Source organism: Streptomyces sp. NPDC059909 (genome assembly GCF_042730885.1).
Taxonomy (GTDB): domain Bacteria; phylum Actinomycetota; class Actinomycetes; order Streptomycetales; family Streptomycetaceae; genus Streptomyces.
Genome location: NZ_JBHWKX010000119.1, coordinates 1 through 14,132 on the forward strand (window position 1 = coordinate 1; position 14,132 = coordinate 14,132).

Here is a 14,132-nt window from a genome sequence, read left to right on the forward strand (position 1 = left end):
CATCCGCCAGAACCACCTCGACCGTCGGCCGACCCATACGCGCCATGAGCCCAGCCTACTTCTATAGCGGAATAAAGACTCATGACACTAGGGGCATATCGAGTCGTGATCATCGGGTGGTCCTGGTGAGGTCCTTGATCCAGATCATCGAGGCGCGCAGGTGGAGACCGGCGAGGTAGCTGTCGGGAGTCTTGTCGTATCGGGTGGCGATGCCTCGCCATGCTTTGAGCTTGTTGATCAGGCGTTCGACGGTGTTCCGCTCCTTGTAGAGATCGGCGTCGTGGCTGACGGGTCGGCCACCTCTGGAGCCCTTCTTCTTCCGGTTGGCGGCCTGGTCCTTCTTCTCCGGGATGACCGCCTTGATACGGCGTTTGCGCAGGTGGGCGCGGTTTCCGCGGGACGAGTACGCCTTGTCCCCGGCGACCGCGTCCGGCCGGATGCGGGGTCGGCCGACGGGCCCGCGTACCCGTACCTTCTTCAGGACGGGGATGAACTGCGGGCTGTCCGCTGCCTGGCCTGTGGTCAGGATGAACGCCAGCGGGCGGCACTTGCGGTCGGCGGCGAGGTGGACCTTGCTGGTCTGCCCGCCTCTGGAACGTCCGAGGAGGGCGGCCTTCAGCCGGAGTTTCCGCCGACGCCGGATGCGTCGTCGTTCTTCCAGCGCGGGATCACTTTCGGTCTCTTGCCCGTTTTGCTCGAAGTCCACCATCGGGCGGATCTGGAAGAGGTTCGACCTCAAACCACAATGCTCGTCACCATCGCTGAACGCGGCGTGCCAGCTTCCGGCCCCAGGTCTGGCTCGGAGCTTCTATGTATCGGTGGGTGAATACGCACAGCGGCAACAAAACTGCATAGAAAGCCGCTTCGAGTGCGAGATTGTCCCGCTGCCTCCGGCCGATCGTGCCGTCGGTCACCGCCAGCAGCACCGGATGCACCAGGTAGACCGAATAGCTGATCGTTCCCAGTCCGGCCAGCCAGCGCGGTACCCGCCGGCGGCGCAACGCCAGCCCGACACCGAAGGTGAGCACGGCCAGCAGAAAAGCCACGATCCAGCCGCGCCGCGTGAAATGGGACCCGTCGCCGTACTCGAACGCGCTTCCCACGGTGCAAGCGATCACTACGACGGCTGTGCAGGCCGCCCACTGCCAGGTGCTCTGACCGTGCTCGGCCCGGTAGACGGCGGTGCCGAAGAACATCACGGCGAGCACGGTCAGACCCTCCCACATGGGGACCGTGCCGTTGAACGGGACCAGGACGAGCGCCAGCACGCCGCCCAACACGCCCCCGAACACGCGAAGCACCGGTGACCCGGCGCTCGCACAGCAGATGGCAGCCACCATGACGACTGATGCGAGCGCGACCAGCGAGCCAGTGCCAACCGTGCCCGAGAGAGCGGAGACCGGCAACACGACTCCTGCCGTCACGCTTACGGCGGCGAGCACGACCAGGGTGACGGCGACCGCTGCGGATCGCTGGTGAAGGCGGACCGTGAATAGAGCAACGACCAGCAGATAGAAGGCCATCTCGTACGAGAGCGTCCACAGGACCATGAGGAAGTTGGGCGTCCCCAGCAGCTCTTGCAGGAAGGTGACATGGGCGGCGGCCACTGTGACAACGCTCTGCTGCCCGAAGTCAGCGCGGATCTCCGCGATGCCCAGCAGGCTGAGGACAAGGGCCGGGATGACAACAGCCGCCCACAGCGGGTACATACGAAATACCCGCCCGATCCAGAAAGTCCGCACACAACCCCGGCGCTCAAGCGACGCGGGAATGATGTAACCGCTCACCAGGAAGAACACCATGATGCCGTACCGGCTGGTGTTGAACTCCGGCATCAGCTCCCGCCGGAACTCCGGCATGAACGAGTACGACGAGTGGTCGAACACCACGACCAGTGCCGCGATGCCGCGCAACGCGTCTAACCAGCCCAACCGCGACGGGCCGACCGACGCGCCGGATTCAAGTGATCGTGACACCGCGGAGCGTAATCGCTCCAGCGGTGCAGGGACGAGAGCAGGAGATTCCATACCTATACTCACGTAACGTCCATCGCCGCTGTTCAACTACATGCCGATCATTCGCCGGTACGCCACGAATGGCACCAGCTCGCAGCCTTGATGCCGCCGTGGCGGTGTCGAACCAGAAGCTGCGCAGGTCCTCGAGGATCTCTTCGGAGACGCGGCCGGTCTCGGCGACCAATGCGGCGGTGAGCCAGTGGGCGGCGTAGGGGAGGAAACCTCCCGCGTGGGACAGAATGATCTTCAGGTTGGGGTAGCGGCGTGGGACGCCGTGCAGGACCAGGTTGGCCGCGGCGCGGGTGGTGTCGAGAAGGAAATCCACGGCGAACGGCGGCGGCCCGGGGAGGGGCGGGGCGGGCAGCTGCGAGGGATGGACGAACACGACGGCACGGCGCCGGTCCAGTTCGGCCAGGAGCGGGTCATGGCCGGGGTGTCCCCAGGTAGACACCGTCGGTGTTGGCGAGCAGCACGACGCCGTCGGCGGCCAGTTCGTCCAGGGCGTGGGTGGCGGCGGCCACGGCGGCATCCAGGTCGGGCAGCGGCACGGTGGCGAAGTACCCGAACCGGTCGGGGCGGTCCTTGACGAGGTCCGCGCCAAACTCGTTGACCTGCCGGGCGATGGCAGCCGCCTCGCACCGTCACCCAGCCAGGTGCCGGGGGTGGGCAGGGACAGCACTGCGGTTTCGGTGGCGTAGGTGTCCATCAGGGCGATGGCGTGCTGGGGGCTCCACTGCGGCAGTCCGCGGCCGCCGGGAGCGTGGATGCCCTTCGACTTCAGCCGGCGGGTGCGGGCCGGGGGTGGCGGATGCTGGTGGACGTCGATGCGGCTCATGGTGGTCCTCCCGGTGCCCAGTCGGCGGCTGGGCACCGGCCACGGGGTGGGTGCCTGCTAGCCGCCGGCCAGCAGGAGGAGATGGGCTGCGGCCAGGGCGCCCACGACGGCCGCGGGCAGGCAGCGGGCTGCCGGGTCGCCGCTGCGCAGGTGGACGACGACGGCTCCGGCCATGAGCAGGATCAGGCCCACTGAGGCGGCGGCACCGAGCGCGGTGACCCGCAGGCCGGCCAGCAGCCCGGCCGCGGCCGCCACCTCGAGAGCGCCCAGCAGGCGGTAGTGGGTGGTGGTCATGCCGACGTGGGCCGCGGCCTGGCGCATCGCGGGGACCGCCGCGAGCTTGGCCGACCCCAGCAGGAGGAAGACCGTGGCAAGGATGACGGCCAGGACGATGGTGGTGATGCTCATGGAGGTTCTCTCTGTGCGGAAGGGACGGCTCGCTGCCGTCCGGAAGCGGATCGCTGCGGCCCGGGTCAGGTGACGGGCTGGGCGGCGTACTGCCAGTCGAGGACGTACCGGTCGAGGGCTGCGGTGACCCTGTGCCGTACCGCCTGGTCGGCAGGTGCGGGCACCACGACGTGGACGCTTCCGTCGTGCGTGCGGCACACGATCTGGTCCGGGTCGCAGTCCGCGCCCTGGGCGGCCAGTTCGGCCAGGACCGCGCGGCGGGTGGCGTCCAGCCGCAGGCCGAGCTTGTAGGGCTTGCCGACGGCGGTGAGCGGGATGGCGTCGATCACGAGCACCTCCCGCGGGGCGGCGGCGCGCTCGCCGACCCGTTCGGTGGCCCAGGTGAGCAGCTCGGCGGGATCCACGCGGGCACCGGGGGTGAGGGTGACGTAGGCGACGGGCACCTCGCCGGCGTGCGGGTCGGGGCGGCCGACCGCCGCGGCGGCGGTGACCTCGGGGTGGGCGAGGAGGACGTCCTCGATACCGGCGGGCTCGATGTTGTGTCCCCCGCGGATGATCAGGTCCTTGGCGCGGCCGGCGAGATGGACGAAGCCGTCGGCGTCGATGCGGGCCAGATCGCCCGTGTCCAGCCAGCCCTCGCGGATCTTCCCGGCGGTCTCCAGCCGTGGCCCGTGGGCGGTGTGCTCGGCGACGTAGCCGGCGAAGACCGCGGGCCCGCTGACGGCGAGCACCCCGGTGGCGCCCGGCGGCAGGTCGTGCCACTCGCCGGTGTCCGGGTCGATGTGCACGGTCATGACCTGCTGGTAGGGCAGGCGCCGGCCGACGCTGCCGGGCCGGGTGTGACCGGGCACGCCGAGGGCGGAGGCGCAGGTCGCCTCGGTCAGCCCGTAGCCCTCGCACAGCGGGATGCCGGTGTGCTTCTCGAAGGCCTGCCGTACGGCGGGAGGCAGCGGGGAGGCGCCGACGGCGGCGAACCGCATGCCGGAGATGTCCGCGTCGACGGGGATGCCGGCGAGGACGGAGTACACGGTGGGCACCGCCGACATCGCGGCGATGCGGTAGTGCTCCACCAGCTTCCAGAACACCGGGAACAGGTCGGGGTCGCGGTAGCCCAGCGGTCCGGCCCACACCACCTGCTGGCCGCGCAGCAGCGGGCCGAGCAGGGTGACGATCAGGGCGTTGACGTGGAACAACGGCAGCGCGGCGAACATGACCGAGTCCTCGTCGAGGGGGATGCTCGCGGCCACCATCCACGCGTCGACGACTTCGTTGGTGTGTGTGCGCGGCGAGCTTGGGGGTCCCGGTGGTGCCGCCGGTGTGGAAGTAGGCGGCCAGGTCGTCGGCGGCCGGGGGCTCGATGTCCACCAGCCCATCGGCCCGATGGGAGGCGGCCAGCTCCGCGAGGTAGCCCACGCGCACGCCATCGACTGGTTCCAGAGCGGGAGCGAGGCCGTCGGCCATGGTGGGCGCCAGGGCCAGCAACGAGTCCAGGCGCAGGGAGGCGGCGACCTGCCGGGCCGTGGCCCACGCCTGCGCATCCAGCTGCGGACCGGCGGCTATGAGCACACGCGCGCCGCCGCGCCGCAACAGCTGCTCGACGTGCTCGGACGCCAGGCCCGGGTTCACCGGGGCGGCGATGCCCGCGGCCTGGGCGGCCAGCAGGGCGGCGGGCAACTCCGCGGTGTTCGGCGCGAGCAGGCCCACGGCGGCGCGGCGGGTGACGCCGAGCGAGCGCAGCAGGTTGGCGGTGCGATGCACCTGGTCGCGCAGCTGCGCGAAGGTCACGGTGGCGGGGCGCAGGAAACGCGCGGCCGTCAGGGCCGGGCGGTCGGGCCACAGGCGCGCGGCGCGGAGCAGTGCGTCGTAGGTGGTGGCGGGCAGGCCACGCTCATGCAGCGGGACGGCCTCGATGGCGGTCAGGTCCGCGGGGCTGTCACAATCGGGCCACAGCAGGTCGGTGGGTGTAAGTGTCACCGGTGCGCCTTTGCAGGGTGAGGGATGGGGGCAAGTGGCCGGCCCGGTACGGGGAAGCCGGGCCGGCCGGTCCCGGGCGGGGGTCCCGGGAGCGGTCAGCGGGCGCGCACCACCGTGCGCTGCTCGCCGAGGTCGAGTACGCCGTCGTCGGTCGCGATGCGGACCGTGACGACGTCGCCGTCCTTGAGGTAGTCGGGATTCGCCTCCTGGCGGGCAAAGAACTTCTGCCAGCGCTTGTGCGGTGGCAGCAGGGCGGCAAGCGTGGCCAGGAGCTTCCCCGGTGACTTCAGTGCAGTGCCGCCCGGTGTTCCGGTGAGCAGGACGTCACCGGGGTTCAGGGTCTGGAAGCGGGCCAGCAGGGTGAGCGCCCGCGCGGGTCGGACGATCATGTCGGTGGTGGTGCGGTCCTGCCGGGTGGCCCCGTTGACCTTCAGCGTGAGCCGGAGCTCCAGCAGGCGGGCCAGGTCGTCGGCGTCGACCAGGAGCAGCCGAGGGCCGAGGGGGGTGAAGGTCGGGTACGACTTGGACTCGTAGAACTGCGTCTTGGGCAGCTGCAGGTCGCGGGCGCTGACGTCGTCGGCGACGACCAGCGCAGCGACGTATTTCGCAAGGGTGGAATCGGTGACCTCGGTGCCGACCGGCAGGTCGGCACCCATCACCAGCCCGAGCTCGACCTCGTAGTCCAGGAAGCGCACGTGCGGCGGACGCACGATGTCCTGGTAGGGGCCGCTGACGGACCCTGAGGCCTTTCGGAAGAAGGCGGGCGGGACGGTGTCCGGGTCGAATCCGGAGTCAACCGCGTGGGAACGGTAGTTGACCATCTGCGCCACCACCCGGCAGGGGGTGGTGACGGGCGACAGCAGCTCTGTTTCTCCTGCGGACAGCCCAGCATCGGGGTCTGCCGCGGCGCGGGCAGCCGCCTCCTGCACGGCGGAGCGGGCGGCAAGCAGTCCGGCGGTGGTGTCCGCATCGGTGTCGACGCGGTGCAGCCGTCCTGTGCTGCTCTCCGCCCACCAGCCGTCTGCGGTGCGGACGATCTGGATACTCATCGGATCTCCTGAGTACTGGGCAGCGTCGACCGGGACCGCTCCCGCGAGCAATATCCGGTCAGAGTGATGAAAGCATCAGTTAAGATCGAGCAATCGTCAATGGGAATCAGCGCTGATGTAATAATCAACACTGATCTGCTGGGTAAGGTGTGGGGATGAGTACCGACGGACGGAGCAGGGCCAACAGCCAGACGCCCAACCGCCTGGACATGCGCAAGGCGCGCACCCGGGCCGCACTGGTCGCGGCCGCGCAGAGGCTCCTCGCCGAGCAGGGGCGGGCCGACGTGAGCATCCAGGAGATCACCGAGGCGGCGGACGTCGGCTTCGGCTCCTTCTACAACCACTTCACCAGCAAGGATGAGTTGTTCGACGCCGCCGTCGCACTCACCCTGGATGAACACGGGGCACTTCTGGACTCGGTCGTAGGAGACCTGAAGGACCCGGCAGAGGTCTTCTCCGCCAGCGTCCGCCTGACCGGCCGCCTGCAGCGCACCCATCCGCAGATTGCCAGGATCCTCGTGCGCACCGGCATGCCCTACCTGACCTCTGAGACCGGCCTGGCCTCCCAGGCGATGCGGGACCTGCAGGCCGCCGCCGGCAGCGGACGGCTGGACATCGACGATCCCCACACCGCCGTCGCCATGGCCGGCGGCGCCCTGCTCGGGGTGCTGTACCTCCTGGAGACCCGCCCCGACCTCGACGCCGAGCGCGTCACCGATCAACTGGCCGCCCGCCTGCTGTGCATGTTCGGCCTGACACGCGCCGAAGCACAGGAGATCGCCACCCGTCCCCTGCCTGCCCTACCGGCGACCTGACCCGGATGATCATTGACGCGAGAGGGACCGAGACCGACCGAGGAGAGGCCCCACCGTGGCCCGTTCCTGCAGACCAGCCCAACACCTCATCGAGACTGCAAAGCGCGGCAAGGCAACACACCGGAAGTTGACACAGCATCACCCCGAGGATCGCCCGTCGCGGCGCTGCCCACGGCCCAGGACTGGGAAAGACCCGCTGGGTCGTTGAACGCTGTTTCAACCGGCTCAAGGTCTTCCGCGGCATCGTGACCCGGTAGGAGAAGACCCGCCACTTCCTACGAAGCAGCGGTCACACTCGCGTCGTTCCTGCTCTGGGCAAGATCGAAGACGGACCCTAGGAGCAGCCCTCCGCCCCCGCGAGCGATCGAAGAACCATCGTCTTGGGTGGCCCGAAGGACGCATCGCCGACGACCAGCAGCTATAGATTGCCCCACTCCCCCGGTCACCGCCGGCGCTTCCCTCTCTTGGGAGCACTCCGGTCCTTGCCGTGTGACCCCCGCTGCACGCGGCCGACACGCGCCTTCGGCCTGCGCAGCGCCTGCTCGGCGACGGCTTGCAGTTCCGCGATGCCCTCCCGGTCCGGGTGGCCTGAGGCCAGAGCAGCCGCGAGAGCCTCCTCGGCCTGTGGGCCCTGGTCGCGCAGCGTCTCGATCACGCTGTCGGGACCGGCCGCTTCCAGGAGTTGCAGCAGGCTCTCGGCGACCATGAGCAGGGTCTCGGCCTCGGTCAGGTCCCCGGGGTCGAGGATGTCGCGGCGTACCAGAACGCTCAGTGCGGTGGGCGCCAGCGACGGATCCGTACGCAGGCTTCGCAGGAGGGTCTCGCCGTCGTCGAGCGCTTCGACGAGGACGTCCAGCATGGCTTCGGCGCGGGTGCGGAACGGCATGGCCCGTACCGCATCGGTGAGCCTCGCCACGGCTGTGTGCGGATCACGCGCTTCGAGCGGATCGCGCGCTGCGAGCGCATCGCCCGCTGCTCGTGGATCGCTGTGGGCCGCGATCCAGGTAGCGAGCTCCGCGCGGGCGGAGTCCGGGTCGTAGTGCTCGGCGAGGACACCGAGCAGACCGGCCGCGGGAGCCTGTGCGAGTTCGCCGACCAGCGGGGCGTCCCGGCCTTCGGCCAGCAGCCGCCGGCGTACGGATTCCGTTCCGAGCGCGGTGAGGCGGATCAACTCGACTGGCCCTGTGGTCAGTTCGGCCTTCAGCTCGCGGGCCCGAATGGCGGCCCCTTCGTCCGTGGCAGCAGCGCCGAGGAGCTGGGCGAGCTCGGGTGGCATCCCGGCGGGCGGCTCGGAGCTCCCCTCGTCCAGAGGCACGTCGAGGAAGACGGGGTCGGCCATGCCCTGGTCGCGTGCGATGGCGCCCAGGTCCTCCAGTGCCGCCAGCACCGTCCGCAGATCGCGGTCGGCGTCTTCGAACCATAGTGAGTGGCCGCCGAAGCCGCCCAGCTGGAACCCGTCTCGGTAGGCGAGGTGGACGGAGTCCCGCAACCGGGGCCAGGGCATGGGGTACGGCAGGCTGTAGAGGGTGGCCAGGACATCGGGCAGAACATCGTCGTAGGCGTCGAAGAGCATGGACTCCACGTGCCAGCCGCTGCGCGGGCCGATCAGCGGCCCGCGCAGCTCGAAGAACGCGTCGAAAGCGCGCCGCCACAGTGCGAGGGGATCCCGCAGCAAAGGCTCGGCCTTGGCCACGGCGTACAGCCGCCCCTTGGCGACCCGTACCAGCCTGGCCGCCTTCGCCCACTCCAGAACGAGGCCGAGGCGGGGCAGGTCCGCGGACGACCGGACCCCGGCCGTGGCATCGCCGGTGCCCAGCTGCTCGACGAGCTCGCGCGCATCGGCCAGGCGCAGCCTGCCGGTACCGGTCAGCGCCCGGCCGTCCCGCCCCGCCCACTCGGTCAGGCCGCGCAGCCACCCCAGCGCGGGCGACCGCTCGGCCTGCTCGCGCAGCACATCGTCGCCGGGCAGGGTGACGGGCAGCTGCGGCTCGGCCCTGTGCGCGGCTCCGGGGCCGCGCGTCATGTGCCGCTGGACAATGGTGTCCAGGACGTCGCGGTCGTAGGGCACCTCGCCACGCTGCGCCCGCTCCACGAAGTCGTGCATCGCCTGCTCGTCGTGAACGTCGACGCCCTGCTCTGCGGCGGTCGTGACCCAGAACTTCGCGATGCCCCAGCGACTGCGGTCGGCCATCGCGCCCGCATAGCGGGGCGCTGCGGCGTCGACGGCCGACAGGCCCTCGGCCAGAGAGGCACCCCGAGGATCCACGAGGTGGACCGCGTTCAGGTAGCGCAGCAGGGCGCGCAGCGTGGCCGGTGCATCGGCGAGTTCCTCACCGGGCAGTAGCGTCATCGTCCGCGGCAGCCACTCCAGCAGAAACTCATCGACATGCCGCGGGTCCCACAGCCCCAGTCTGCCGTCGGGTGTGCCGCGGTGGCGGTAGTCGAGCGCGGCTTCGACGACGAACGGATCTACGTCGAGGCCCTCCTCTCGCGCCCAACCTTGGAACCGGTCGACAAGCAGACTGCACGCCGCCTCGAACTCGTCCTCAGCCTCGGGGTCCTCGGGCTCGAAGAACATCCGCATCAGAAACTGGCCTTGCCTTTCGCCGTACGCTGTCCGTGCCCTCACACTATCGGCCCAGCGCCTCGGCGACGTCGTAGTTCGCGCTCGATCGACGAGAGGGGTGTGCTGCCTGGCGACCGACCGGACCGCCTGGAGCGCACGTACCGCCGGCGCGGGTACGGCCGGCGCGGCCACGATCGCAGACGAGCTCCCCATACCGGCAGTTGATGCGCTCGCGACGGGCACCTGCCCCGCCCGACCCGACTCGGCCTGAGCACGACGCTCGGAACCGGCCGTTCCCGCGTCCGTGTCTGAACTGGCAGCCGCGGTGATGGATGGAAGGCGACCGGGTACGCTCAACGGCCGTGAGTGAGTACCAGTACTACGAGTTCCTCGCCGTCGACCGCCCGCTGACGAGCGAGGAGCTCAATGTGGTGCGCGCCGTGTCCAGCCGGGCGCGAATCACCCCGACGAGCTTTGTGAACGAGTACAGCTTCGGCAACTTCCGCGGCGACGAACGCGGGCTGATGGAGCGCTTCTACGACGCCCACCTCTACCTCGCCAACTGGGGCAGCCGGCGCATCATGCTGCGTCTGCCCTCCGCTCAGCTGCCGATCAAGGCGGTCCAGCCATACCTCAGCGACGACTCCCTCGCAGCCTGGACCCGCAACGGCCACACCCTGCTGCACCTGTTCCAAGAACCCGACGAGGGTGGCGACTGGGACGAGAGCGACGACACGCCCCTCTCAGCGATCCTCGGCATCCGCAACGAACTCGCCTTCGGTGACCTGCGTCCCCTCTACCTCGCCTGGCTGGTCGGCCTCGCCGCCTGGGAGCTGCGCGAGGACGACGAGGAGGAGTTCCAGGCCGAGCACGAACCACCCGTCCCACCCGGTCTGGCCCAGTTGACCGGCCCTCAGCGAGCTCTGGCCGACTTCCTCAAACTCGATGCCGACCTGCTCGCCACGGCCGCCGAAACCAGCCTTCCCCTCACGCAGGTCTCCGACCGGGACGCCGAACTCGCGTCATGGATCGGCTCCCTGCCCACCGCTGAGAAGGACGCGTACCTGCTGCGGGCCGTCCAGAGCACCTCCCCTCTCCCCGGCCGCGAACTCCTGGCCCGCTTCACCACAGCCTCCGCCCAAGGCGCACCCACCTACGCCGAACGCCGCAGCGCCGCTCAACTGCTGGACGCGGCCCACATGCTCCGTACGCAACGCGCGCAGCGCCAGGCCTAGAAACGCCCGGACCTCGGCCCCCCGTGTTTGCCTCACCGGCGGGACGGCCGGACCAGGGAGGACGGGTCGCTTGCACGTCCCCCGAGTTCTTCCCGGATCATCTTCGCGATGGTCCGGTCCTCCTGTTCGGGATCAGCTCGGGAAGCTTCACGATGCTCTACTCGTACTGCCCGTCGTACTGCCCGCCGGGAGCCATTCCAGGAAGCAAGTACACGGCGGTACCGTCGCCTCGGCCGTGGTCCGGGAAGCCTCGGCGGGCAGTGCACCGCGTTTTTCCCCAGAAAAGAGCGAGCGATGCAGGTGTTCGACGTTGCCATTTCCCCTGGGGAGGGAAATGCGATACCTGCCCGGTGGATGACGCCATGGCGCCAACTTCAGAATCACCTGTCAAGGGGGTGACGATCTCGCATCGGATCGGTCGGCGCCAGACCGTACAGCGCCGTACGAAGCGGGTACGCAGGGTGAGCGGGGAGCAGTAGCGGCGGCCTACAAGTGCGATCAGCTCGCCCGACTGGGTTACCGTAACGCGAACCAAACTCAACATTGGCGCGCGAAAGCAGCAAACTCATTTCCAAAAGGTTGTACCCCGATCGTGCGCCGCACCGGCAACCGCTTCTCGGTCAACGCGATGTTCGCGATCAGCACCAAGGTGCGCATCCACTTCATGGTATTCACGCGGACTTTCGACGCGGGTGTCGTGTGCCGCTTCCCGGAGCGGCTCACTGCCACTTCGACGGCAAGGTCCACCTTGTGATGGACGGGCACTCCGCCGACCCTTCCCGTGCGGTCCGCGACTGGCCGGCCAAGCACGCCGACCGGCTCGAACTGCACTTCCTGCCGTCATACTCGCCAGACCTCAACCCCGACGAGCTGGTCAATGCCGATTTCAAGCGCAGTCCGCCCATGCGTGGCGGGCCCGCGACCAGGCCCAACTCACCGCAGAAACCCGCAGGTCTTCCGCCCGTGCCAGCGCTGGCCGCACATCGGCTTCGGCTGCTTCTACAGCCCACACCTCCGCTATACGATCGAATAAAACCTTGGAGTTTCGGATCAATAAATAGGAACCCGTCTATTGAGAAATCAATGAGGTATTTCCTACGGTGATCACTTCCAGATTCCGTTGAGGACGAGTGTCGCTCGCGCGATCGCCGATCCGGCAGAGGACTGGCGTAGGCTGGTGGGCATTATGGCAGTGGTGGAAGTCGTTCAGCTTTTGGTCTCGCCCGTGCACCGGTGTACGGGGCGGCCCTCCGACGGGCCATCCCCGGCACATGACGGCGAACTCGTCTCGCGTGCCGAGGTCCGGGCGAACCTCGGTATCGTGGGTGACCGCTACTTCGGCCGACCGGCCCATCGCGATGCCTCTGTCACGCTCATGGCCGCGGAGAACCTCCCCGTGGACATCAACCCGGCAGTCGATCTCCGGCTGACGCGTCGCAACGTCCTGCTCCGGGGGATCGACATCGACGCTCTCGTGGGTACGACCGTGTCACTCGACACCGGTGAGGGCCCGGTTCTACTGTCCGTGCGGCGCCCCGCCAGGCCCTGTGCCTGGATGGACACCTTCATCGGTCCGGGGGCGCACCGCGCTTTGCGTGACAAGGGCGGTGTGCGGTGTACGCCGCTGACGGACGGGTGGCTCACGCTGGGGCCGGCTGAGTTCAGGGTGCTGCCCTCCGTCCCGGGGTGAGGCGCCGATCACGGCCGACGCCGACCTCGTCGCCGATGGGGTTCCGCTGGACTTCAAAAGCGCCCGGTACACCCACGCTGCGCAAGGCCGAAGCATGGCAGTTGCTCGGATACCTCCCTGCTCGACACCGCCGACCGGTACCGGTGTGCGGCCGCGAGGGCCTGACCCGGCTGATTCAGCGGATTGGATCGATCTGACGCCCTGAAAGGAGAAAAGATGCCTTGACCTGCGAGGATGCGAGTGTTTACGTCGTATCCAGCACAAGAGTCAGGGCACCTTTCTGGTGAGCGAGCGTACAGGGTGGGATCGTCGGCTGCGTGTGCGGGCCGACGGCAGGGGGCTGGTCGGCCACGCCGGGACGGTACTGCTGCGTCGGTGCGCGGACAAGGTGGGGCTCACCGGTTCCCTCGCAGCCGCACTGCCGGTGGGTCTCGGGCGAGGCTTGCGCGACCGGGCGACGGTGGTGGTCCAGTTGGCGGTGGCCATCGTGCTCGGCGCGACGAATCTGAGCGACCGGCTTCACCCGCAGACCGCCCAGGGGACGCACCTGGGGCCGGGGCGGACGCACCCCCGTCGTGACCATCAGTGGCCGCCGCTCGGGACGGCTGTCTGTGGCCGGACTGATCGCGATGCGGCCCGGCTCGAGGACCCGGCTGTGCCACCGCCTGCGCACCCACCCTGCTGGGAAAGGCACACGCCGCAGCATGTGCGAGCGGGACTTCATCGCGCTCATCGACGGCGTCCACCAGCTGGTCAGGGCACCGATCGTGCTCGTGTGGGACCGGCTGAACACCCACGTCTCCCGCAGGATGCGCGACCTCGTCGCCGAGCGGGCGTGGCTGACGGTGTTCCTGCTGCCCGCCTACTCGCCCGAGCTGAATCCCGTCGAATGGGTATGGGCCACATCAAGCGCAGCCTGGCCAACCTCGCCGTTATGGCCCTCGACCAACTCGAAGTCCTCGTACGCAATCGGCTCAAGCGCCTGCAGTACAGACCCCACACCCTCGACGGCTTCATAGCAGGCACCGGCCTGCCCCTCAACGAACCACCCTCACCCTGACAAGCCGAAGTCAGTAAATCCGGTGGTCCCCTCGCTAGGAGCGCGTCTCAGTAACCGTCAGCTGGCCGGGAGGTCCTGATCGGCGGGATCGTTCACGGTCGCCCGGTCAGCGTCTGTGGGGCCGACGGGCGGGTCGGTCGGGCCGGGATTTCTGCCCGCTGAGGCCGGGGCGGCCCGGATGGTCAGCCGATCGCCGCGGCGAGGCCCGCGGTTCCGACGTGTCGGAAGATCTTGCGGAGGTTGTGGCAGGCGGCGAGCAGTCGCCATTCGCTGCGGGCTCCGTCCTGTCCGCGAAGGAGGAGTTGGCGGCCGTTGTGGCAGGTCATGATCTGTCCGAAGACGGGTTCGACGATGGCTTTGCGGCGGCTGTAGGCGGCCCGGCCGGGCTTCGTCCGCAGCTTGCGGGCCATCCGTTCCTTGAGCGTCGCGTTCGCCGGGATGCGTCCGCGGGGTGCGGGCGGGACCTGTTCGTCGTGGGCGAGGCG

At 69.1% G+C, this 14,132-nt stretch carries 12 protein-coding genes and 5 pseudogenes; 6 read left to right on the top strand and 11 right to left on the bottom strand.

Features of this window, described 5'->3' with window-relative positions; genetic code table 11:
- Window positions 1-109 precede the first annotated feature (109 nt).
- The 8 genes and pseudogenes from ACFV9O_RS37455 to ACFV9O_RS37490 form a co-directional block, all read right to left on the bottom strand.
- Window positions 110-655 (bottom strand): annotated as a pseudogene (locus ACFV9O_RS37455) (IS5 family transposase); the annotation flags it as partial.
- Between the two features lie 97 nt (window positions 656-752).
- Window positions 753-1,976 carry an acyltransferase family protein gene (locus ACFV9O_RS37460; RefSeq protein ID WP_385426739.1) on the bottom strand — a complete coding sequence of 408 codons (1,224 nt, stop codon included), beginning with the start codon at window positions 1,974-1,976 and terminating at the stop codon, window positions 753-755.
- Complete coding sequence (locus ACFV9O_RS37465; protein WP_385426742.1) at window positions 1,960-2,400, bottom strand: hypothetical protein; 441 nt, start codon at window positions 2,398-2,400, stop codon at window positions 1,960-1,962. Before ACFV9O_RS37465 ends, ACFV9O_RS37460 begins: the two co-directional genes overlap by 17 nt.
- A gap of 37 nt (window positions 2,401-2,437) precedes the next feature.
- A complete protein-coding gene (locus tag ACFV9O_RS37470; protein ID WP_385426744.1) occupies window positions 2,438-2,563 on the bottom strand; it encodes a hypothetical protein in 126 nt (41 codons plus the stop codon).
- 344 nt (window positions 2,564-2,907) lie between these two features.
- Entirely contained in the window at window positions 2,908-3,258 is a 351-nt protein-coding gene (locus ACFV9O_RS37475; RefSeq protein WP_385426746.1) for a DoxX family protein, read from the bottom strand.
- A 65-nt stretch (window positions 3,259-3,323) separates the two neighbouring features.
- Complete coding sequence (locus ACFV9O_RS37480; RefSeq protein WP_385426765.1) at window positions 3,324-3,989, bottom strand: hypothetical protein; 666 nt, start codon at window positions 3,987-3,989, stop codon at window positions 3,324-3,326.
- 21 nt (window positions 3,990-4,010) lie between these two features.
- Window positions 4,011-5,232, bottom strand: a pseudogene (locus ACFV9O_RS37485) (AMP-binding protein); the annotation flags it as partial.
- Between the two features lie 95 nt (window positions 5,233-5,327).
- The gene (locus tag ACFV9O_RS37490) at window positions 5,328-6,281 is read right to left on the bottom strand and encodes a fumarylacetoacetate hydrolase family protein (protein ID WP_385426749.1); all 954 of its coding nucleotides are present in this window, start codon (window positions 6,279-6,281) and stop codon (window positions 5,328-5,330) included.
- Window positions 6,282-6,436: 155 nt separating this feature from the next.
- On the opposite strand from ACFV9O_RS37490, the gene ACFV9O_RS37495 reads away from it, so the two are divergent.
- Together ACFV9O_RS37495 and ACFV9O_RS37500 are read left to right on the top strand one after the other, a co-directional pair.
- Window positions 6,437-7,096: a TetR/AcrR family transcriptional regulator gene (locus ACFV9O_RS37495; RefSeq protein ID WP_385426752.1), complete on the top strand. Its 660-nt coding sequence runs from the start codon at window positions 6,437-6,439 to the stop codon at window positions 7,094-7,096.
- Window positions 7,097-7,233: 137 nt separating this feature from the next.
- Window positions 7,234-7,350: pseudogene (locus ACFV9O_RS37500) on the top strand (IS5/IS1182 family transposase); the annotation flags it as partial.
- 188 nt (window positions 7,351-7,538) lie between these two features.
- Here ACFV9O_RS37500 and ACFV9O_RS37505 read toward each other — a convergent pair.
- Window positions 7,539-9,680: a hypothetical protein gene (locus tag ACFV9O_RS37505; protein WP_385426755.1), complete on the bottom strand. Its 2,142-nt coding sequence runs from the start codon at window positions 9,678-9,680 to the stop codon at window positions 7,539-7,541.
- Window positions 9,681-10,024: 344 nt separating this feature from the next.
- Between ACFV9O_RS37505 and ACFV9O_RS37510 the strand changes: the two genes are divergently transcribed.
- Complete coding sequence (locus ACFV9O_RS37510; RefSeq protein ID WP_385426758.1) at window positions 10,025-10,897, top strand: hypothetical protein; 873 nt, start codon at window positions 10,025-10,027, stop codon at window positions 10,895-10,897.
- 537 nt (window positions 10,898-11,434) lie between these two features.
- Here the strand turns inward: ACFV9O_RS37510 and ACFV9O_RS37515 are convergent.
- A complete protein-coding gene (locus ACFV9O_RS37515) occupies window positions 11,435-11,728 on the bottom strand; it encodes a hypothetical protein (protein WP_385426767.1) in 294 nt (97 codons plus the stop codon).
- Between ACFV9O_RS37515 and ACFV9O_RS37520 the strand changes: the two are divergent.
- The 3 genes and pseudogenes from ACFV9O_RS37520 to ACFV9O_RS37530 all read left to right on the top strand — a co-directional run.
- A pseudogene (locus tag ACFV9O_RS37520) lies at window positions 11,690-11,930 on the top strand (transposase); the annotation flags it as partial. The gene ACFV9O_RS37515 and the pseudogene ACFV9O_RS37520 sit on opposite strands and share 39 nt — an antisense overlap.
- A gap of 288 nt (window positions 11,931-12,218) precedes the next feature.
- Window positions 12,219-12,587 carry a molybdenum cofactor biosysynthesis protein gene (locus tag ACFV9O_RS37525; RefSeq protein WP_385426761.1) on the top strand — a complete coding sequence of 123 codons (369 nt, stop codon included), beginning with the start codon at window positions 12,219-12,221 and terminating at the stop codon, window positions 12,585-12,587.
- A 572-nt stretch (window positions 12,588-13,159) separates the two neighbouring features.
- A pseudogene (locus tag ACFV9O_RS37530) lies at window positions 13,160-13,647 on the top strand (transposase); the annotation flags it as partial.
- A gap of 182 nt (window positions 13,648-13,829) precedes the next feature.
- On the opposite strand, the gene ACFV9O_RS37535 reads toward ACFV9O_RS37530, so the two are convergent.
- The coding region (locus tag ACFV9O_RS37535; protein ID WP_385426763.1) for a transposase at window positions 13,830-14,132 on the bottom strand (303 nt) is incomplete at its 5' end.